The sequence below is a fragment of the candidate division WOR-3 bacterium genome, assembly GCA_039804165.1.
GTDB lineage: Bacteria > Hydrothermota > UBA3072 > UBA3072 > UBA3072 > JAFGHJ01.
The window spans coordinates 1-22,269 of sequence record JBDRZZ010000008.1; the positions used below are offsets into that span (position 1 = coordinate 1).

12 protein-coding genes are annotated in these 22,269 nt (G+C 35.9%); 10 read left to right on the forward strand and 2 right to left on the reverse strand.

The genetic code is table 11. The features are described 5' to 3' along the window. The 10 genes from ABIN61_04325 to ABIN61_04370 form a co-directional block, all read left to right on the forward strand. Positions 1-562: hypothetical protein (locus ABIN61_04325; GenBank protein ID MEO0293434.1), on the forward strand; the 562-nt coding region annotated here is incomplete at its 5' end. An 81-nt stretch (positions 563-643) separates the two neighbouring features. After that, positions 644-2,029, forward strand: coding sequence for a hypothetical protein (locus tag ABIN61_04330; protein MEO0293435.1), 1,386 nt, complete (start codon positions 644-646; stop codon positions 2,027-2,029). Positions 2,030-2,043: 14 nt separating this feature from the next. Further along, positions 2,044-13,041: an Ig-like domain-containing protein gene (locus tag ABIN61_04335; GenBank protein ID MEO0293436.1), complete on the forward strand. Its 10,998-nt coding sequence runs from the start codon at positions 2,044-2,046 to the stop codon at positions 13,039-13,041. Between the two features lie 88 nt (positions 13,042-13,129). After that, on the forward strand, positions 13,130-13,639 hold the full coding sequence (locus ABIN61_04340) for a hypothetical protein (protein MEO0293437.1): 510 nt from the start codon (positions 13,130-13,132) through the stop codon (positions 13,637-13,639). Positions 13,640-13,642: 3 nt separating this feature from the next. After that, the gene (locus ABIN61_04345; protein MEO0293438.1) at positions 13,643-14,155 is read left to right on the forward strand and encodes a sigma-70 family RNA polymerase sigma factor; all 513 of its coding nucleotides are present in this window, start codon (positions 13,643-13,645) and stop codon (positions 14,153-14,155) included. Then, positions 14,155-14,451: a hypothetical protein gene (locus tag ABIN61_04350; GenBank protein MEO0293439.1), complete on the forward strand. Its 297-nt coding sequence runs from the start codon at positions 14,155-14,157 to the stop codon at positions 14,449-14,451. The genes ABIN61_04345 and ABIN61_04350 overlap by 1 nt, the downstream gene beginning before the upstream one ends. A gap of 69 nt (positions 14,452-14,520) precedes the next feature. Further along, positions 14,521-14,943 carry a hypothetical protein gene (locus ABIN61_04355; protein ID MEO0293440.1) on the forward strand — a complete coding sequence of 141 codons (423 nt, stop codon included), beginning with the start codon at positions 14,521-14,523 and terminating at the stop codon, positions 14,941-14,943. Positions 14,944-15,030: 87 nt separating this feature from the next. Next, a complete protein-coding gene (locus ABIN61_04360; protein ID MEO0293441.1) occupies positions 15,031-16,320 on the forward strand; it encodes a TolC family protein in 1,290 nt (429 codons plus the stop codon). Then, entirely contained in the window at positions 16,317-17,489 is a 1,173-nt protein-coding gene (locus ABIN61_04365; protein MEO0293442.1) for an efflux RND transporter periplasmic adaptor subunit, read from the forward strand. Before ABIN61_04360 ends, ABIN61_04365 begins: the two co-directional genes overlap by 4 nt. 4 nt (positions 17,490-17,493) lie before the next feature. Beyond that, a complete protein-coding gene (locus tag ABIN61_04370; GenBank protein ID MEO0293443.1) occupies positions 17,494-19,491 on the forward strand; it encodes an ABC transporter permease in 1,998 nt (665 codons plus the stop codon). A gap of 3 nt (positions 19,492-19,494) precedes the next feature. Here ABIN61_04370 and ABIN61_04375 read toward each other — a convergent pair whose 3' ends face one another. Both ABIN61_04375 and ABIN61_04380 read right to left on the reverse strand, forming a co-directional pair. Continuing rightward, positions 19,495-20,238: an MBL fold metallo-hydrolase gene (locus ABIN61_04375; GenBank protein ID MEO0293444.1), complete on the reverse strand. Its 744-nt coding sequence runs from the start codon at positions 20,236-20,238 to the stop codon at positions 19,495-19,497. 10 nt (positions 20,239-20,248) lie between these two features. Further along, the gene (locus ABIN61_04380; GenBank protein MEO0293445.1) at positions 20,249-21,703 is read right to left on the reverse strand and encodes a radical SAM protein; all 1,455 of its coding nucleotides are present in this window, start codon (positions 21,701-21,703) and stop codon (positions 20,249-20,251) included. Between the last annotated feature and the right edge of the window lie 566 nt (positions 21,704-22,269).

The window sequence follows — 22,269 nt, forward strand, 5'->3', positions numbered from 1 at the left end:
CATCATTCACTCGGCGCCCAATTACACACTCAATATTCTTAAGCCAGAAGAAAATGCCCTTTTTTATCATCTTCCCGGAGCTCCTGAATCGGAGCAGTTATATGAAAGGATAAAAGATAGTATTGATTTAACCGTAGATACCGACACAAATAATTATGATTTGGACAGGGTTTTTGTTTATTTGTTTGACGATGAGGAGTCTCGTACTTTTGATAATGCTCATTTGTATGCAAAGATTGTCTATGGAGGGTTGCCTCCAGGTGAGGAATATTCGGAACCGTTTCCTCTTGAAAGAATGGTTGTAAGGAGAAACGAGAATGGTAGAGGTTCCTTAACCCGAACTGGTGTTGACCCAATGCCTCATGCAACGCCTTCTCCTCCAGGTGTTGATAATTTTTATTACATCGGTGGTTTTTCTGAAGGTAATTTTCAATTTAATTCCAAAATAAATAAAGCAGGGACAGGGGATGCTCTTTTAAATGAGAGGGCTTCTTCCAATTATGTGGTAAATTTGGAATTGGGCGAAAGAGAAAATTCAGATGAAAGGGATAATAATAGTTGACAAGCAGATAGAATTTCATAAAATAATAATCAGCCTACAGCCGACGGCTTACAGCTTACGGCATAACAAAAGGAGGAATAGATGTTTAAAAAAGTTTTTATTCTCGTAACTGTTTATGTATTCTTAGTTGGAATGGTTACGCGAAAGGAACTGGAAAGCGTAAAAGAGAAAGTAGATTCTCCAGCAACTGAATCTACCGCAACTTCTGAAACGTCTCAGATAAAATTAACTACTGTTTATGAGAAGACCTTTGATGAGGAGATAGTGGATGTGATATTTGATACTGCGACGGTGACGGTGGCAGAGGCGATTAATATGGGATGGAAGGAGTCAGAATTTGAAGGGGTGGAAAAAACGAGAGGAAAGGCTAAAATCACTTATCCGAAGGTAGTTTTTTACGGAAAGGAAGAGTGGAGACGAACGAGAGCTATTGAGGGATATATAATTGCTTCAAAGATTGTTTTTTATGATAAGGATGGGAAAGTGAAAAGGGAATTACGACTTGGCGGAGAAAGTGATTATTATATAAATGTATCTCCGAATGAAAAATATATTGGAGTCTCGAAACAATTCCAGAAAGAAGGGGAGAAGGGTAAAGCAGCTATGTTGTTCGATTCTGAAGGTAATGAATTGCTGTCTTTTGAAAAGGGACAGATAGTCTCTCCGATATCGGATATGGGGTTTGTAAAATATACCCCTACTTCATGGGATTACGATGGTTTTCTTATACCTATTTGTATTTATGATTTGAATAAAAGAAAAGTTGTTGATTATGAGACTCTAAATCCCGAAATTCCCAATGCAGAGGTAGGAGGTGATGTTTTTCTGGAAGAAGGAAAATATATCTTTTCCTGGGTTTCTGGAGTGAAGAAAAGTGTTGGGAAATTGATAGATGTTCAAGCAGGTAAAATTCTCTGGAAGAAGGAGTATGATTTTGAAATAACTGGGGATTGGAGAACTGTTGCAGGAAAAGAAGATCTAGAGTTGTTTTGTATGTGTCGTAAGGAGGATTATGTTTACGATATAGTAGCTCTTCATTGGAATACAGGAGAGGTTTTGTGGTCGTCGAGATTAGGCGCTCCTTTCTCTAATATTCTGATTGACGAGTATAATAATATTTACATTGCTGGATTTGGTTATATAAATTCTTTTACTCCTAAGGGCAAAATGCGGTGGTATTATGAAGAACAGGAAAAACCAGTGAAGCAATTTTATCCCTATAGAGGTACACAATTGACCTATTATATCACGCTAAAACTTTCAGGAGATCAAATCTTAAGTAGAGGTATAATTCCCGAGATGATAAAAGGTGTCTGGAATTGGAAATCATCGGAGATTTTAAGTCTCTCGAAGAAAGATGGGAAAGTAATCAAAAAAGAGAGATTTACGGGAAAAGTGATGATGAGTTCTAAAGGTGGAAAGTTGGGTATAGTTACCAATGATAAAGTGATAAAAATCTTAAAGTGATGGAGGGTGGGAATATGAAAAACAAGATATTTTTGATGTTATTTATTATTGCTGGAAGTCTGTATTCCTATCCCTGGCCAATAAGACCTTTTAATCAAGTCCACAATGTAATCGCAACATTGGGGGATTACAGAAAAGGTATAACAGAAGACCCTCATTATCCAAGGTTCCACAATGGTGCAGATATACAAGCTTCCGAAAATACTGATATCTTTTCAATTGAAAGTGGAGAGTGTAAATGGAGTGGTACAAAGGAAAATGAGGGAGTGAGAGTAAGTGATTATGCCTATATTCATCTAAAAAATAGGTATCCAAAAGGGCTACCAGTGGTTGGTATCGCAGATACTTCCACGACAGATGAAGACCCGAATAATGACCATCCCACCAAGATTGGAGAGACGAATGATCTTAATCATCTCCATTTTGCGGAAGGACCTGCAGGTGGTCCATATCAAAATCCTTTGCGAGAAGATGAAGGTCTTGATGGGTATTCGGATAATAATTTGCCTGTTGTTTTGAAACCTGCTTTTTTCCCCTGGGGGATTGAACTACAAAGAGAACGCATAGAGCGTTCTCCTGATGCTTTATGGGGTAAAGTTGAAATAAGAGCAAAGATGCGGGATATTACGAATTGTGGAGATAATTCTGGAGTCTATATGTTCGCATACAGTGTTGTTAAAAAGCAGGGTTCTGTTGTTCATAGTGAAATATCAGGAATTTTTGACCAGGTAACTCCTCCAAATGATGGTAATCCGGTTCCACATATCTATGATACGACACTCAGCAGACACGCTCAATCAGTGACATTTCACTACTGGCTTACTAATCCCATAATAGACCATCAGGTTAATAATCGTTACTGGAATACAAAATTAAAACAAGGGCAAGCATGGAATGGAAGTGAGGCATTGATTGACAGGGAAGCAGCATACAAGGATGGATGGTATCGAGTATGGGCGTTGGGATACGATATTAGGCTGAATGGAGGTGATACCCTAAATCGCAAAGGTGCTGATTTTACAGATGTTCTTCTTGATAATTTCGTTCCTTATGTTTATGCTGTTATGGTTACAAGGAAGGGAGAGTTGGTTTACAATGCAATGTGGCTACTTAATGATACTCAGGATGGTCTTGTCCTTGATAAAAGGAATGATGAGAATGTTTCTCCAGGTGATAGACTGACATTTAAGATATATTTTTCGGAGGAAATGGATACCCACCTGAATGCCATAAAAGTGACACTCAAAAAATCTTCCAATGAACTGGATATTGATGATGGTGCAAGATGGATTGATAAGAAGACATGGGAAGGTTCTGTAACTATCCCTAAGGATTTTGGAAAAGGGAAGGCGGTTATAAATATCTCCTGTAGGGATCTTGCAGGACACTTATTAGACAAACACCCTGGGACTATTGCTACCCGTGATGGGAATGGCAACTGGCAAAGATACGAAGAAGGAATAGATGTGAATCATAAATTGTATATAGGAGAAGCACCAATTGTGACTAATACCGACCCATCCGATAATGCAACTGATGTTCCGATTGATAAGAACATCACTATTGTGTTTTCTAAGAGGATGGACTCAATTGCAACAGAGAGAGCAGTTTTGGTTGTTTCGGAGGATGGAAGTGATTCTGTGGATTTTACTCCTTTCTGGAGTAAGAACTATGATACCCTTGAGCTTAGACTTAGAGATGAACTTAAATATTGTATAAGATATATAGGAACAGTTTCCGATACAGCAATCAGTAAGGAGGATAGTATTCAACTTGATGGAGATGAGGACGGACTCCCCGGGGGAAATTACGAATTTACATTTATGACTGAAGAACCCGAGGTTTTGGTGTTTAAGGATTCAATGGTAGCGCATTTAAGAGACGGGGAGAGTGTGAATTCTAAAGTGATTACAGCGGGATGGAAGTTAAAAGACACTGTAGAGTGCGAAATTCAATTTTTTGTGAATAATCCTGGAGGGTGGTCGGTAATTAATGCTAATAATGAAGGATTTTTATTACCTCCTAAAAATATTCATAAAAATTCTTATACTGTTTTGAATAATAATGGAAAGAGACCTCTGAATGTCCTTTATGATATCAGAATAGAATGTGTAAATGAGAGTGGGGAGGGCTACTATTGGACTTCCGAAAGTCATGAGTATGATCATTCGGATGAGAACCAGTCCCCAGGTGTCACAGAATACCCAACTCCATGGATAATTAGCACATCTACAAGCGGGGCTACACTTGGTGGAGGCACAGGGGCTTCACCTTCAGGTCTCCCGGATATCGGCATCCTCCTTTCAGGTTGGGCTGATGGATATGGACATATTTTGGGGAGGTATGGGATTTCGACATTACCTGTTAAACCAGATTTAAAAATTATTAATCATCCTGAAATTGATATTAAGGATTCTGTGAAACTATTGGTTATCGGTTCTGCTGGACTTGCAGGGCTCAATACACCAACATTTAAACAGAAATTGGAAGAATATGTTAGAAATGGTGGAAATTTACTTGTGTTTACTCCACGCTATGGCTCGGAATTAGAGGTATTGCCCGGGAATGTTGGAGGATATGGATGGAATGAGGATCAGTCATGTTTTTGGAGGGGAGCGTATTTAAATAAGTGGCATCCAATTTTCGCTGGGCAGAAAAGTCCAGTTATGGATTGTAATATTGATGGATATTTTTACGAAGTTCCAGAAAATTCAGAGTTTCTTCTTTGTAGAGTGAGGAATGCTCTGCCTGCGCTTTTTACATATAAATATGGAGCTGGAACTATAATTCTTTCTTCCTTGTATTCTGATTGGAGTTATGGGCATAATCAATGTTCGCAAGGGGAGTTAAATTTACTCCGAGATTTGACAACCTGGGCGGTTAATCCTGATATGGAAATTCCAGAGTTTTATAAAGATTCAGCGGTAGCTGTTCCTGTATCAATTAAATATACTGCAAATGATACTGTAAGGGCAAGAGCTGCAATAATTAAGGTTTATACTCCTGATAGAGTTTTGTATGATTCTATAGTTATTCCTATTTCTCTTGAAAGAGGAGAGGAGACAGAATGGACGTGGAGTAAATCCTCTATTCCAGAGAATCTTGGTTTATGGGTAATTGATTATGCATTAAAGGATGAAAATGGGAACTGGATTCAAGGATATAATCGTGGGGCAGTTTTTGCTCAGAAGATAGATATTCCTATAGGTAGTATTTACACTTCTAGAATTTTTGAGATGGAGGTTATTTCTGATAAGAGAGAAGTTCTCATTGGAGATACCGTGAACTTTCAAATAAAAATAAAAAATAAAGGAGAATATCCATTTCCAGGTAAGCTCATAATAGGTGTAGATGAAGTTGAGGGAGGGTGGAAAGTTATTGATTCAATTCTTGGCGTAACGATTCCTTCTGATTCAGAAATTATAGTTGAATATACGCGTTCTTTTTATATTAGTTCTGATGTTTACTTTGGATTGTATCAAAATCAGCAGGTCTTTTTTAGTAGATTTTTTAGGAATACTGCACTTCGTCGTTCGAAAAGTGTAGGTGTAATTTCTAAGCCCTTTAGTTTATTTATTTATACTGATAAATCTAATTATGTTCTTGGAGTTGATTCGGTGAATTATAAGATTGAAGTGGAAAATAGGCTACCTAAGGCTTCTTACCCTTTTGTTAATCTTTATATTCTCCAAGATTATTTTAAACATATTATCTGGAGCGATACTCTGGAGCTTTTGGCAAAAGAGAAGAAGGAAATAAAAGGTGCTTTTTCCCTTTTGGATTTTGATATAATAGAGGGGAAAAAGAAATTATGTTGTGAGTTATTTTTTAGAGATAGTTTATGGAATTTTGCAAGTAGGAGTTTTGAGGTGACCTATCCTCAAGTTAAATGTTCATTTATTCTTCCTGATTCTTTTCAATATGGAGGGTCTAATCTTTTTTCTGTGAGGTTGTCTGCTTCAGGGTGGTTACCACCCGGAAAACTTTTGGTGAGAGGGGTGAGTTTTTCGGATTCAATAATATATTTAGATTCAATAATGATTGAGAATACGATAGATACAGATACAACATTGATTTTCAATTACCAACCGGAGTTATGGTCCACAAGGAGTGCGTTAAAAGCTCAATACAGATATATTAACAGATATATTAAACGAACAGCATTTTTGGAGTTCTACCCACCAATTGTTTCGAGTTTTAGACCTGTTTATTCTGATTACCAAGAGGGTTTTATACCTGAAGATACCGCGGTGTTTAAGGCTTGGGTTTCTCTTAAGGGGGATTTATACGGAGTGCCACTGGAATTTTCCTTATGGAGCGATTATCTTGGGAAAGATACCTTAAGAGACACCATCATTTTGAATCCGACAACCGGGAGGACAATCACTTTGAAGGACTTTGTGGGTTTGGAAATCCCTGCAGATACAATGATTCCCTATAGTTACAGATGGAAATATCTCGATAGGAAGGGGGAATCTATCGGCAAGCTTCAGTATTTTGTGCAATCACCTGAAGCGGTTCTACACTGGCCTTTGAATGATACTTTTTCGATTGGTGCGAGTATCCCGATTACATTTACAAACAGTATAAAATCTCCTTCGAGGGTGGACATTAAGTCTGTTTCCCTTTATGGTGGTGATGCGGTTGGCAATATTGTAGAAAATTTTGATGGTCCCGGGGTGGTGGAAATTCCAGGAGAGGGTTCTTACACTTTCAACATCACGGTCCCCCAGTGGAAAAGTGGTCAATATTACCTATCGGTAGAGGCAAGTATTGTAGAGGGCAGGGGCGTTAATTTGAATTCATATCCTTATGGTTGTCCGATATATATTGATGGTCTTACTGCGAATATTCAGGTCTCGACTTCCAAGAAGTATTATGGTCAGGGTGATGAGATTCCATTTTCTTCTGTGCTTGAGAACGGAGGATATGGATGGAATGGTGCGGAGACTTTGAAAGTGGCGAGGATGAAAGATACTTTAGAGAGTTTTTCGATATGGGATTTAACGGACACAGGTAGTGTTGAGACCTTTGGGCTTATACCGGATAGTAGCGGAGGGTATATTCTTGCTCCAGAGTATACATTGGAATGTGTTGCCAATCTTCCATATATGCCGGCTGAAGATTCGTTTTTAGTTGTTGCACTTGCTGTGGACGAATACGATAATTTATGGGTGATGTCCGCAAGTTGTAACGGTAATAAAATATTTTTGAGAAAATGGGATAGACCTTTTGGCAATCTCCTTGCCGAATTTTCAGTTTCGATTCCAATGATAGGATGGAATATTGATATGGAGGTGCATCAAGGCGTGATATATATCTCATCTCCTTCTAGTGGTGTAGTATACAGGTTAAATGCAAATTCAGGAGAGATTATTGGATATATTCACCCTCCCGGAGGTGGATTTTTTATGGCAATCGGTGGTATCGAAGTTAAAGATAATGGTAACATTCTTGTTTTAGATAAATGGACTAGAATCCTCTGGGAATTTTCAAGTTCAGGAGATAGTATTTCCACCTTTGTTTTGCCGGTAGAATTTGAGGATCCATATGGGTATGGATTCGGGTTAGAGTATAAAGACGGAGTAATCTATCTTGCTGATAGAAAAAAAATTATAACTATCGAAGGGACATCAGTTGATTCGTTTGGATTAGCAAATTATGCAAATTATATGCGTATTTCTCTATCTGATAATGGAAAACTTGCAGCTACTTTATGTGGCGAAGGATGTGGTTTAAATATTTTTTCTCCCCAGAGAGAGTTCGAAGTAGGAGGGGGAGTTTTTGTGCAAGATTTTTGTGGAGATATAACTTTTTACAAAAATTATATTGTTAGAGAAGAAACGGACGAGGAGCATGTAGTAGTTAATGATACAATAGTAAATATTATTTATTATAACAATCTTTACCTCTACAGAGAATTTGGTAAAGATAATGGAATGCTTAAGGTTTCGGAGTTTCCTGACGCACCTTGGAAATATAAATTTCATAACTACAGGAATATAGATATTCCTAACTCTGGTTCCATTTCCTATCAGGTTTTAGACCAGAATGCAACATATCCGAGTGATGATAATCTTCTACCTCTTTCGAGTATGATTGGTTCAGATTGTCTTTTACCTATTTATATAACTATGGAGGGCAATTACGAGAATTCACCTGTTTTCTATGATTTACTCTTGAATTTGAAAACTTTTGTTTCTGATTCGGTTATTGTGAAAAATACCTATCCTTTAAGTCTCTCGCCTTATGAGAGTGTTTCATTTGCTGATACGATAAGAGATACTGTTCCTCCTGGAGATTATATTGTATCTGGAGATGCTTATTCTAATTATCCTCAGCACATTACTTCCGATTGGAAATCATTCACAGTTATTGGAGATAATGTTGCTTTACTTTTGAATTCTAATAAGGAAGAAGGTTTTGTTGGAGAGGAGTTCAGAATTAATCCTCTTACGATAAATCCACTTCCAGAGATAAAAGAGCCTTTACATTTAATCGTAAAAGGATATTTTGGAAGCCTTGATACAACTTATCTTGATACGACTTTTATGCTTAACCCACAGTCCTTAGATTCATTCCCATTTGTGATTAGGCCGCAGGAACCTATAGTTATTCGGGCGGAACTTGCTCTTCCTTCTGGTGATACGCTTAGAAGGGAATTTATCCCTGTTGTGAAGAATACAAGACTTTTGTCTTTGCAGATTTTTGCTCCTGATGTTGTTGATTTATCACCTTTTACTGCCAAAACAGAAATTTACAATTATTCCTTTAGTCCTCTTTCTTTAGAGGTTAAAAGGATATTTGGTGCTGATACTTTAATTAATTCATTAACTCTTGGGCCCAAAGAGACTTATACTTTTGTTGATTCTTTCTCTACGGTGAGGTCTGATACTTTAAAGGTTATTGCGATAACTGGAGGAGAGAGTTTCACAAAGAAGAAATTCATTGATTGTGGAATAAAGGGTATAGTTCTTCTTGATTCTCTATTTGAGGTTTCTCCGGATTCTGTGAGGATGAACGGGATTGTGAGAAATGAGGGTTTGTATCCTTTAAGCGGGAAGGTGCTTTTCTGTCTAATTGAAAGAACAAAAGGGCTTATAGCTCACAGCTTACAGCTCTCGGCAACAGGGTTCTCAGCCGAGAGACAACAGGTGAGGGCTGAGCCTTTCCCCACCACTCTATCAGCTCAACAGGTTGCGATTTCTTCGGTTGCACGAGTTGGGAAGGATTTGAGTCTCTCTGCGTTTATAAGCCAGCTCCAGAGAGCAGGTGTGGATACTTCTCTAACCACGATTTACTTACCTATGGGTAAAAGTGATACAGTTCCAATTGCTTTTAATAGACACAACCCAGGAAATTACGAATTGCTTGGTTTTCTCTTTGCGGAAACGACGCCGGAGAAATCTGTGATGTTGGATTCAAGTTCCTCAATTGTTAATATTGTTGGTAATAATCAAGTTTTTGTTGATTCTATCTTCGTTTCTCCAACCTGTGATTCAACTGGTTCTGTGCTATTATGGGTTACTTTAAGTAATCGTTCTTATGCTCCATTTTCTGGGAATCTTATTGTAAGTTCTCCAATATGTTATTTTGATTCTCTTATTACTCTACCTATAAAGATGCAAGATACCATTGTATTTTTCTTAAAAGAGCCAATTGATGAAGGAAGATATTACTTTACTGGGGCTCTATTAGAAGGGGGATTTTCTGTTAATTTAAAATCGCAAGTTCTTGAATTTCATCCGATATATCACTTTGATTCTTTACCTAATTTAGAGTTCTCTGTTCCTGATTCCGGGATGGTTGAGATTTCTATTAGTAATATTGGTAATGGGAAAGGAGAAAGAACTGTTGCAGTTAATTTTGTAGATGTTTTAAACATAAATAGAGATGCGGAGATTAAACCGGGTTCTTCTGAGAAGTTTTCTGGGAGTTTCTATATTCCTGAAGATTTCCCTGGAGGAAAATACTGGGCGAGTGCTGAAATTTTGAAGAACTCCTATCCCGAAGTAGACACTTTATTCCCTGTTCAAGTAAATGGCATCCGAATTGAAGCAAGAGATTCTCTTGATAAGCCTGTTTATTCTCCAGAGGATACCGCAAAACTTTCTATAATTGTCAAAAATAACTCTCTATTTAGCGGAGAACTTCTTTCAATTGTTAGATATGGAGAACTTGAGCTTGATACAACTTTTATCCTTGGGGGGATGGAAAAAGGAGTTCTAAATAAAACGAATAGGGACACTCTATATCTTGATGCCTCTGGCGTTTACTTAACTGACCCGATTGAACTTATCGGTTATGACAGTGTGACAATAACAAGGGATGGTTCAGACTCTCTCGTTGTTCAAATACGAACAGACTCGCTAATAGGAAAAGGAATATGGACAACTATTACAGATAGCATAACTTATCCCATTTCGAAGTGGTTGCAATTGAAAATTGAGAATAGGGAAGAAGAAACTCTATTTTTAAACTCTATAAATCTTGATTTTAAGCCTTCCGGTTCTTTAATTCTGGATTCATTCCCATCCACAAGAAAAGTCCTTAGTTTTAATTTACCTGTTAACCGGAATGAGAAGAAACTTGGATGGGGGATTTACAATCCTTCTGGAAGGTCTCTTGTTCTTGATGAGAGGTATGTGTATATTGCAGATTCACTTCTTACGATATACACGGATAAAAGTAGATACGAGATGCTTGACACTGTTCGGGCAACTCTTATAAAACACTTCGCAGATACTTCTTACCTCTTTAATTATCGTGTTTACTTCTCACCAAAAGAGGAAATAAAAGATAGTTTCAAACTCAGAGATGATACAATGAGGTTTGAGTTTGTGATTCCAAATTGGACTCGGTCGGGGACATATACGATTGATTATCTGGTTTATAAGAATGGGCTCAAAGCTCAGAGCTTGCAGCTTTCGGGGAGAGGTCTTTCAGTTGACAGCTCACAGCTCTCAGCTTTAGGAGGTGGTAGATTCGAGACTCCTCTTGCGAAGCAATGGGTTTTAGGTAAGCCTCTTTTAAGTTCAAATGGCAAAGATGTTTTCCTCTCTGGAGAGCATCCATTCGATGTCAATGGGATAACGGTTTATTTCAAGAATGCAAAAATGGATACGAACTTCTATCACAATGGAGAGATTGCTAAAGTCTGGATGGATATTTTCTCGGATATAGACCTTGCTGTCCATCTCAATATTTCCTCGACAGGTTCTTCTAAGATGGATATTTCTCTATCTCTTAAGAAGGATATTCCGAACCATTTTGAATTCACCTATCCGATTGAGGGTTGTAAGAGAGGAACAAATGAATTGTATTTACATCTTGAGAAGGATTCGGTGAGTCTTGCAGGGACTGTTCTCCGTTTTGATGTTTATGTTGCGGACACGACTGCTCCAGTGATTTCTGTTCTAAAAGAGCCGAGCAACACATATTCGAGTAATCGTTTCTATGAATTAATTGCCCGTATTTACGAACCTGAATTAACTGGAACTCCATTTACAGACACTCTCTACTATAGAATTGCTTCAAGTGGAGGAAGTTCCTGGAATGCGCTCTCTGCTCATTCAGTTAAGGGAGATACGAATAGATATCTAATTCCATCACATCCAAACGGGACTCACATTGAGTATCACTTGATTGCTCGGGATGAATTTGGGAATATTGCAAGATATCCTAAAGAAGGGGAGAGAGATTTCTGGGTTTTGTCTGCTCTAAAGCCGAGCTGGCAGAGTTTAACTTATTCCAATAAGCCTTCTGTTATTCTAAATTGGGATCTTCCAAGAGATCTTATTTATTATCATTGTGGATTACATTCTGATACGGTAAGCTTAAGCGATATAGAGTTTGCAACGAGATTCACTCCTCAATTTATACCTGCCAAGCTAAATCGGATTGGGATTGAGTTTATAGATGAAGGGTCCTTCATTATTGATACTTTGAAAATTTCCCTCTATTATATTGGAGCTGATTTATTACCCGGTGTAAAAATAGATTCTTTTGTTTTTGTTGACTCTTTCTATAATGGTTATAAGGAGATAGAGCTTCCCGGAATAGAGGTTCCAAAAGAAGGAATTTTTGTTGGGATAAAAGGTTCAAAGGATCTATATGGGATTTTTGATGGTTTTGGGGAAGGAAGTCATACGGTTAAAAGAAGTGAAAATTCGTGGGAGTTTAGAACGCCAGGAGAGCTTCTTATTAATGGAATGTTTTCTCATCCTGTTGGGAGTGAAGAGGAGAAAGTTGCTTCTCTTGTTTCTTTTGGTGTTTACCGTTCATCTGGCGGAATTTGGGAGAGAATAGCTTACAACTTAAAAGAGACTTCTTACACGGATACAACTATCCAGGCTGATTCCAGATATTCATATAAAATAATGGGTTTATTCATAAATCCAGTTGATTCCTTCTTTTCCATAAGTGATGAGGTTTTTGTTGATCTTACTCCTCCTGAGCTTGATACTGTTTTAATCAATAAGGTTGGTGATGAGATATTAATTAAGGTATTTTTAGAGGATCCATCTGGGGTTGTTTTAGATTGTCTTGGTTATTTAGAAGGAGGTGTAGAGAAATTTGTTTTTGATACTCTTGATGATGGAGAGTATTTCTTTACTCTTAGCCTTACAGAAGATACTTTGAGGTATTTCTTCTTTGCTGAAGATAAATCTTTATTGAGGAACAAGAAGAGGTTTCCTGAGATTGGTTATTATAAGTGGTGGGAGGGCTTATCTGGGATTACGGAAATTCCTGATTCCACCTATTTATTCAGGGTTAATACTGTTATAATGGGTGATTTAGATTTAAGGTATGCTCTTTCTAAGAAAGAAAGAGTTAGTATTTGTCTCTTTGACATCGCTGGTAGGAAAGCAAAAATTCTTGTGGATAGAGTGGAAGATCCTGGATATTATTCTATTCCCCTTAAGGCGTCTACACTTCCTTCTGGGATTTATTTCCTTAAAATGGAAACAGAAGACTATAGAAAAACAGTGAAATTGGTAAGGATAAGATAAAAAACCTTTAAATTTCATTTGGCTTTTGTTTTCTAATTAGTGGGAACTAAATTAGAGTTAAATAGGTCTAATCCCAAAAGGAGGAAAAATGATAAGACGATTAATTTTTTTATTCTTTTCTTCTTTGATTATATTTTTGGGATGTAAAAAACAATCACAAGAGAAACCACCATTTCCCCATTTTGAAGGGAAAAGAGAGGCTCCATACCTATTTAAATATCCAAGAATTGACAGGATGGTAGAATGGCTTAATTTATCAAAAGAACAGATTGATTCTTTGGAAAAGATAAGAAGGGAATTCTTTGAAAAAAGTTTTGAAAGAATAAAAGAGGATAGAGAAAGAGAAGAAATTATCAAGAAAAAAATTGTAGAGATGGTGAAAAAGGAGAAATTATCAAAAGAGGAAATTCTTAATTTTATGAATGAATTAAATTCAATAAGAGAAAAGACAAGAATGAGGTGCGATAGTTTGGCTGCCGAGAAAATAGCTCGAGCGCATTCAATCTTGACAAAAGAACAAAAGGAAGAATTGGCAAAAAGAATAGAGGAATTCAAGCCTAAAAGAGCGTTTCGAAGATTCCAACCAGAGAAAGAGTAGGTTATGGATCCAGAGGCTTTTGCCTCTATTGTTGAAGAGACAAAGAGTTTTGTTTTAAAAGCAATTAGAGAAAATTTGTTTTCGGAATATTATTACGCTATAGACGACGTTGTTCAAGAAACATATATTAGGGCTTATAAAAGCCTTATAAAAAATAAATTTAGGAAAGAGTCAAAGCTCTCTTCTTGGTTATATACAATAGCTAAAAACGAATCTATAAGAATGAATAGGAAACTTTCGTCTACGGAAAGGAGAAGAGAAAAGTATGCCGAGAGGACTCTTTTGAATTTTGAGAGTAGTGTGGAAGAGAAAATTGAGAAAAAAGAGTTATTTGAAATACTTAATAAGGCAATTGGGGAACTTCCCGGAGATTTTAAAGAAGTAATGAATTTGTATATAAGAGGTTTTACAGAAAAGGAAATGGTAAAAATTCTTTCTCTTCCAAAAGGGACAATAAAGTCAAGAATACATAGAGGAAAGGCTAAATTGAAAGAATTACTTAAGGAGGAGTTGTAATGTATAAATTGGATGAGGAAATAGAGAAAAGATTAAAAAGCAATTCTTGGAGTAAAGAGATTGCTGGAGGGGTTCTTTCTCTTATTGCTAAAAGGAGAAAGAAAAAAATTGCTTTTACAGGTTCTTTATTTCTATGGTTTTTTCTCTTTTTCGTTATTGGATTGAATATTTCTAAGGAGAGAATTAGAAAAGAAAGTTTTGGTAATTTTATCTCAACCGTGACCGAAAGCATCTATCCAGATTTAATTCCAGAAGATATAGAAGAATTTATCTCATATTCTTTTAGCGAAGAATAAGAAAATTGCTTTTAAAATGCAACCTTTTTGGGTCTTAGAGGGTCATATTAAGTAAAATGGAGGTAAATAATGAAAAGAATATTGAAGTTTTTTTCAGTTCTGGTTTGTTTTTTACTACCTTTCCAAGCAAAATCTGAAGGGAAAATAGAGGAGTTTTCTTCTCTTAAGCTGAGCGAAGATGTTATTCAAAAGATAAAGGAAGTGAAAGTAAAATATAAAGAGAAAATACTTGAATTAAAAAATGAAATTGAAAAGAAAATTTTAGAAATTGAAAAGCTCCTACTTGAAAAAAATCCAAATTTTGATAAAATATTATCGCTTGAAGATGAAATAGGAGAATTGAGGCAGAAAGTAAGAAGAAAATTGTTGGAAGAGAAGATTGAGATATATAAAATTATTCCGGATGAGAAAAAAGAAGAGGCAAAAAATTTTCTTTTCCGATTTTTAAGGGAAAGGCAAATGGGCAAAGAAGAATGCCCAAAAAAGCGATAAAGTATTTTCATATTTCACCCTCCTTGACTCCTAAGGGGTGGTTATTCAGAGATTTAAAACCACCCCTTAGGAGTTTATAAGTTAACAATGAATATAATAATTTTATTCATAGTTTTTTCTATAAATACCTCTCGAGAAGGAGATACTCTTTCTATAGATGATTGTATTGAAATTGCTCTTAAAAACTCTCCTTTAATGGAAGTTGCGAAAGGGAGTTTGAAAAAAAGTGAACTTGGAATAGGTGATGCAAGGGCTACACTTCTTCCAGATGTTGAACTTAAGGGTGGATATTATCTAAATAAAACTTTTAATAAAATTGAATGGAACGAAAACCATTATGATCTTAAAATTTTGGCTTCTATTCAACCTTTTAATAGTGGAAGAACTTATCTTGGAATAGAAAGGGCGGTTTCTAATTTTCATTCTGCAGAGGAAAGCTTCCGAGATATAAAGATGAGCCTTATTTTAGAAGTTATAAGAAGATATTATGCTCTTCTTAGAGCTCTAAGAATCTTAGATCTTAGAGAAAGAGCTTTGGAACAGAAGCAGAAACAACTTGATTTCTCGAAGGCTCAGTTTAGACTTGGTTTGGTTCCGAGAGCGGATACTTTAAAGGCAAGGGTTTCTTTGGAAGGAGCGAAGCTTAACTTGCAAGAGGCAAGTGGGGAACTTTTAATAAGAAAAATAGAGCTTAATGAAATAATGGGTCTAAAGTTGGATTCTTCTATTATAATTGAGGATGTTGAAATAAAGGAACCTGAAATTCCAGATTTTGATAGCATTTTGGAAGTTGCTTATAGGAAAAGACCTGATTTGAAAAGGCAAGAATTTTTAATTTCTGCAAGTAAATGTGATCTTTTGGTTTCAAAAATTAATATGACACCCACTTTAACTGTAATTGGTGGGTATAATATTTATGCAGAAAAATTTTTGTTCCAGGGGGTTCCTTTAAATAAAGATAATTTGGAAGATAATTCGGATTGGAGTGTGGGATTAAATTTAAGTTTCCCAATATTTGATGGAGGCAAAAACTATAGGGCTATTAGTAGAGCGAGTATTGAATTTAACAATGCAAAGCTTGAGTATGAAAATTTGAAAAGAGAGGTAGAACTGGAGGTAAAAAGAGCTTATATTAATTTGGAGAATACAAAAAAGAAGATAGAGTTATCCCAAAGGGAAGTTATAAGTGCGAGAGAAAGTTATGAGGCTGCTATTGGGAGATATAAAAATGGACTTGCTCCAATAACTGAAGTGATTGATGCTGAAGTTCTCCTTACAGAGGCAGAAGTAAATCTCGTTGAGTCGAAATACGAATTTCTTGAAGCTAACGCTTTGCTTAAAAAAGCTATGGGAGTTCTTTATGAGGAGGAAGAATGATAAAAAAGAAGAAAAAATACATTTTTATTAGTGGGGCTATTGTTTTACTATTGGTTATTGGGATTTTTTTTAGGACTGTTAAAGGAAAGAAGAAGAATCCATTTGCCGAAAGAATTGTTCAAGTTAGAAAAGATAATATTGTTAAAAAGGTTACAGAGAGTGGGAAGGTAGAGCCTGTGACTTCTGTAAATGTAAAATCTGCTCTTGCTGGGGAGGTGATAAGATTATTTGTGGAGGAAGGCGATAAGGTAAAAATAGGACAGAAATTAGCTTTGATTCGACCTCAACCGGAAGAAGCTCAAAAGGTAGCTCAGATAAAAGCATCTATAAAGAGTAAAAAATTAGATTTGGAAGAAGCTGAAAGAAATTTAAAAAGAAAAGAAACTCTTTATGAAGAAGGTTTTATCGCTGCTTGGGATGTTGAAGATGCAAAGAAACAATACGAAAACTGTAAAATTCAGCTTGAACTTGCTATAAGACAACTTTGGGTTGTTCTTGGGGGAAATATAGAAGTTGGAGATGTGGAGTCTCTTGAGGTTGATAATATTACTCTTACCTCCTCAATTAATGGGACTGTTACAAGTATAAATGTGGAAGAAGGAGAGATGATAACCTCGGGAACTCAAGCAATTGGAGGTGGAGGGACTACTATTATGACAATTTCCGATTTAAGTGAAATGATTGTAAAAGTTAATATAAATGAAGTGGATATAGGATATCTTGCAAAGGGACAAAATGTTAGGATAGGATTTGACGCTATTAAAGGTGTAATTTATAAGGGTAAGGTAAAAAAGATTTCACCTTCAGGGATTGAAAGCCAAAATCTTGTTGTTTATCCCGTTGAGGTGGAGATTTTAAATCCTGATGGAAGAATTCGCCCTGGAATGACGGCAGATCTTGATATAATTGTTGGAGAGGCTAAGAGCGTTCTTTGTATTCCTAAAGAGGCTATTTTAAAAGACAATGGGAGAACAATGGTTCTTTTACGGAGAGGAGGAAAGATTACACCAAAACCGGTTGTTACAGGTTTAAGTGATGAGATTAGGATAGAAATAAAGGGTGGCCTTAAGGAAGGAGATACATTATTAGTTCCGTTAGAAAAGGAGCCTTTTGGAAAAGAAGGTAGGCCTCAAATTGGTGGCGGAAGAATGATGCCTCCAAGATTATAAAAATATGGAGTTGATTAAATTATTAGATATTACTAAGGTATATAATATAGGAAACTTAGAAGTTCCTGTTCTTTTAGGTATTTCTCTTGAGGTGCATAACGGAGAGTTTTTAGCTATTCTTGGCCCATCTGGTTCTGGGAAGACAACCCTTATGGATATAATTGGATGTTTATCTAAACCAACTTCTGGATGTTATTTTTTGGAAGGGGAGGATGTTAGTGAATTAAGCGAGGTTGATCTATCTATTATAAGGAAGAAGAAGATAGGATTTGTTTTCCAAAGTTTTAATCTTATCCCAAGAATGAGCGCAATAGACAATGTGGAACTGCCTCTTTTATATTCAGGAGTAGAGGAAGAAGAGAGGAAAGAAAGAGCGATGAATGCTCTTATTAAGGTGGGTCTTTCACATCGTGCATATCATTATCCCAATGAACTTTCAGGAGGAGAACAACAAAGAGTTGCTATTGCAAGGGCTATAGTAAATAATCCTTCAATAATACTTGCAGATGAGCCTACAGGAAATCTTGATTCTAAAACAGGAAAAGAAATTATGGCTCTTTTTGAAGAACTTCACAAAGAGGGCGGGACTATCATAATGGTTACTCACGATTCAACAGTTGCCAAATATGCAGAAAGAAATCTTAAGATAAAAGATGGAAAGATTGAAAAAGAAGAGATAAAAAAGAGGGTAAGAAAAAGAGAAAATCCTAAGAAGATAGAGGAAAAAAGGGGAGATAGGAGCATTCTTGGAAGCATTATCTCAGGTTTTGTTGCAGGGTATAGAGGACTTTTGGCTAATAAACTCCGTTCTTTTCTTACAGTTCTCGGGATAATTATAGGGGTTGGAGCGGTTATTGGGGTTATGGGCATTGGAGAAGGAGCAAAAAGAAGTATTACTACTCAAATAGAAAAATTAGGGTCAAACATTATAAGCATCCATTACCGGAGACCACAAACTAAAGAGGAAGCTCTCTTGTGGCAAGGAAGATCTAAAGGTCTTACTTATCAAGATGCTCTTGCTCTTAAAGAGGAATTAGACTTCATTTACGATGTTGAGCCTGAGGTTAGAGCTACTATTACGGCTAAATATAAGGATAAAGATTGGGAGACAAATATTGTTGGAACTCTTCCCTCTTATCAATCCATAAATAATCACTATGTTAAAGAGGGTCGTTTTTTTACAGAAGATGAATTAAGGTCTTGGACAAAGGTTTGTGTTATAGGGAAGACAATTAAAGATGAATTATTTGAGGAGGAAGATCCAATTGGTAAGGAGATAAAGATAAGTAATATGCGTTTCACAGTGATTGGGGTTTTAGAAGAAAAAGGCTCTATTGGATGGAATAATTTTGATGATAGGATAATTATTCCCCTTTTTACTGCCCAAAAAAGAATTACAGGGGAAGATGATATTGTGAGGGAGATTCAAGTCCAGACGAAAGGGAGCATCCCTTCAAAAGACTACGAAGAAAAAGTTAAGGATTTTCTTCTTAAAAGGCACAATCAGGTTGAGGACTTTAGAATAATGAATAGAGAAGAATTCAAACAGACAATAGAACAAACCGCAAAGACTTTTAAAATTATGCTTTCTGGGATTGCTGCAATATCTCTTATCGTTGGAGGAATTGGTATAATGAACATAATGCTTGTTTCTGTTACAGAAAGAACAAGGGAAATTGGAATAAGAAAGGCAATAGGAGCAAAGAGATTAGATATTTTAATTCAGTTCTTAATTGAATCAGTAATAGTATCTTTAAGTGGGGGAATTATTGGAATTATTTTGGGGATTATTTTCGCCACCACTTTAGGGAATATGATAGTTGGAGCTGGACCAATCACTCCTGGTCCGAGGTTTCTAAGTGAAGGTGGTAAGTCAGTTGTTACTCCCGGTTCTATTTTGCTTGCATTCTTTTTCGCAATTGTTGTGGGAATTTTTTTTGGAATATATCCTGCAAATAAAGCCTCAAAGATGGATCCAGCTCAGGCTCTTAGATATGAGTGATTTTTATTTAATCCTTAAATCTATTTTTTCATCCTTTAGTAAATTTGAAATTTCAGGGATGAATTTGTCATCTCGATGATATAAATATAATACCTTTGGTTTAAAAGATTTTACTGCATCGGCGACCATTTGAGGACTCATTGTATATGGCAGATTCATTGGAAGGATTGCAGCATATATATCCTTTAAAGCTTTCATTTCTGGTGTGTTTTCTGTATCTCCTGCAACATATATTTTTTTATCTCCAAAGGTGATTACATATCCATTACCAATTCCTTTTGGGTGAAATGGTTCTCCATTTTCTCTTTTGTTTATGATGTTGTAAGCTGGAAGAACTTCTATTGGGAATCCATTTAAGGTATCTATATCCCCATTTTTCATAACAGTTCCATCTTTAATTTTTTCTTGGCATCTCTCTGTTAATATGAGCACTGTTTCCTTTGTCCTTATCGCTTTTATAGCCTCTGGGTCAAAATGGTCCCAATGTTCATGAGTGATTAAGATTAAGTCTCCTTTAGGCAATTTGGTGTAATCTGCCTCTTTTAGTGTTGGATCAATATGGATGACTTTTTTGTTGAATTCAAAAAATAAAGATGCATGACCCACAAAAGTAATTTTTACTTCCCCTTCTTTTGTTTTAATTGTATCTGTGGAAAATTTTTTTAATGGCTTTTCTTCGGCCAGAAGAGATACTCCAATAAAAATAAGAAAAGAAAGTATTTTTAAGAATTTTATAACCATTATCATTTTCCCTCCTTTAAATTTCAACACTAACTTTAGATTTATCTTTTAATTTTTCAGAAAGCTCTTTAAGAAGTCCTTTATTATAAATGCATCCCGGATCAGGAGCTTTTAAGTCTCCAAAATACTGAAACGCTCTTGCTCTACAACCTCCACAAACGGTGGCTTCTTCTTCAGAACAATTTGCACAATTTACGTCTTCCCTTTTCTTTAATACTTTCATTAGTGGATGCTCATTCCATAATTCTTCAATTGTTTGATTTTTTAAATTCCCAATGGTAAGATCGGGCATATAAACACAAGGGGTAAATCTTCCATCAGGCTGTATTGCAGCGTAGGCTCTTCCTGCTCCGCATCCACCTACTACATCAGCAATGGCGCCTAACTCTTTAGATTTCAAATCTGCATAATGAGCAAGAATTAAGGAACAGGATTCGTTTCTCCTACAGAAAGCTCCAAAAGTAGGATCTGTTGTGGCAACTATGTGTTTTCCTCTATCAAGTTGTTCATACATTAATTTATGAAGTTCTTCTCTTTCCTCTGGAGTTGGATCGTTTTTAAAATCACCTCTACCCACTGGGATGTAATTATAAACTACGACCTTATAAGCACCAAGCTCCTCCCTTAGTTTGAATATCCCTTTAATCTCATTATGATTCTCTTTCATGTGGGTGTAGGCAATACAAGTTGTAACTCCTGCATCTATAAGATTCTTAATCCCTTTTATTGCTCTTTCCCACATTCCAGGGATTCCTCTTATTTTGTCGTGTTTTTCTGGAGAGGCTCCATCAATGGAGACTTGAACGTAACCTATTTCAAGTTCTGCTATCTTCTTTGCCATATTTCTGTCTATAAGGGTTCCATTTGTTGCAATAGATAAATAGAGTCCTTTTTCTTTCGCCTTTTTAGCAACCTCCCAGAAATCTTTATCTATAAGAGGTTCTCCCCCAGAGAAGAAAAGGGATGGAATATTTCTTTCTCCAATCTTTTCAACTATTTCTAAACGTTCCGAAAGGGTGAGCTCTTCTTTCTTGTTTTTTTCTCTTAAATGAATTGCACTCTGATAACAATGCTTACAAAGTAGATTACATTTATTTGTAAAGTTCCATACTAACATAACTGGATCGGCAAATGGCTGAGGAGTTTTAAATCCATATTTGTCAAGGGATTCTAAGGCATTGGCAAATATTTTCCTAATGGTTATTTGTTGAAGACTTTTCTTGAATTCCTCTTCAGAAGTTCCAAAAGATCTTCTTACAACATCCAGTAATTTAATAAGAGGAAAATATTTAATTTTCTCTGAGTTGCTTAAAGAGTTATTACAGTATTTGTCTATTATAACCTCAAATAAATATTTTCCATTTTCTTTTTTTAAAGCAGTTGAAATAATTCTTCTTGAAACCCTTGAGTTAAGGGTTTTATTTAATCTTATAATATCAAACTGCCTTTTTGAAATAACCCAAAGACTCATTATCTCCCTCCTTTTGCGAAAAAACTATATATAGATGGCTATCTATTTGAATATATATAATAATAGAGAAAATAGACTTGTCAAGAGGTGTCTTTGGAGATTGTTGAACTTAAAGAATAGGATGATACGAAGAAGATTCTTATTGTAATTTTATGAAACGAAATTATGGAATAAAATGAGTATTTTTTAAGTCTTTTTGTAAATATTTTAAACACGAGATTTACGGAGAAATAGAAGTAACCTGGTTTTCAGAAGTTATGGCAAGTACCCAATCCGCATACAAGAGATATTCTTTATTTTGCTTTGAGAAGATTCTTGAAGTTCATGTTTATAACTATGCTATATTTAGACGGTATTATGGGGTCTATAATTTATAGAGGTGAGTTCTTAAAAGTTACACTTGGAGAGATCCAGACGAAAGAAGACTCGGAGATGATGATTGGGTAAAGTTTTTTTATTGATTCTATTAGAATTAAGCCTTTATTCAATTCTATATGTCTATCTATACTAGTAATTTGGAGGGTGGAGAAGTTGGAAATTATATCCAACACTGGGTGTTTCCTTAC

What these genes read in the sequence shown, in the direction of transcription:
- ABIN61_04330 (MEO0293435.1), top strand. Translation starts at nt 644, where the DNA reads ATGTTTAAAAAAGTTTTTATTCTCGTAACTGTTTATGTATTCTTAGTT.
- ABIN61_04335 (MEO0293436.1), top strand. Translation starts at nt 2,044, where the DNA reads ATGAAAAACAAGATATTTTTGATGTTATTTATTATTGCTGGAAGTCTG.
- ABIN61_04340 (MEO0293437.1), top strand. Translation starts at nt 13,130, where the DNA reads ATGATAAGACGATTAATTTTTTTATTCTTTTCTTCTTTGATTATATTT.
- ABIN61_04345 (MEO0293438.1), top strand. Translation starts at nt 13,643, where the DNA reads ATGGATCCAGAGGCTTTTGCCTCTATTGTTGAAGAGACAAAGAGTTTT.
- ABIN61_04350 (MEO0293439.1), top strand. Translation starts at nt 14,155, where the DNA reads ATGTATAAATTGGATGAGGAAATAGAGAAAAGATTAAAAAGCAATTCT.
- ABIN61_04355 (MEO0293440.1), top strand. Translation starts at nt 14,521, where the DNA reads ATGAAAAGAATATTGAAGTTTTTTTCAGTTCTGGTTTGTTTTTTACTA.
- ABIN61_04360 (MEO0293441.1), top strand. Translation starts at nt 15,031, where the DNA reads ATGAATATAATAATTTTATTCATAGTTTTTTCTATAAATACCTCTCGA.
- ABIN61_04365 (MEO0293442.1), top strand. Translation starts at nt 16,317, where the DNA reads ATGATAAAAAAGAAGAAAAAATACATTTTTATTAGTGGGGCTATTGTT.
- ABIN61_04370 (MEO0293443.1), top strand. Translation starts at nt 17,494, where the DNA reads ATGGAGTTGATTAAATTATTAGATATTACTAAGGTATATAATATAGGA.
- ABIN61_04375 (MEO0293444.1), bottom strand. Translation starts at nt 20,238, where the DNA reads ATGATAATGGTTATAAAATTCTTAAAAATACTTTCTTTTCTTATTTTT.
- ABIN61_04380 (MEO0293445.1), bottom strand. Translation starts at nt 21,703, where the DNA reads ATGAGTCTTTGGGTTATTTCAAAAAGGCAGTTTGATATTATAAGATTA.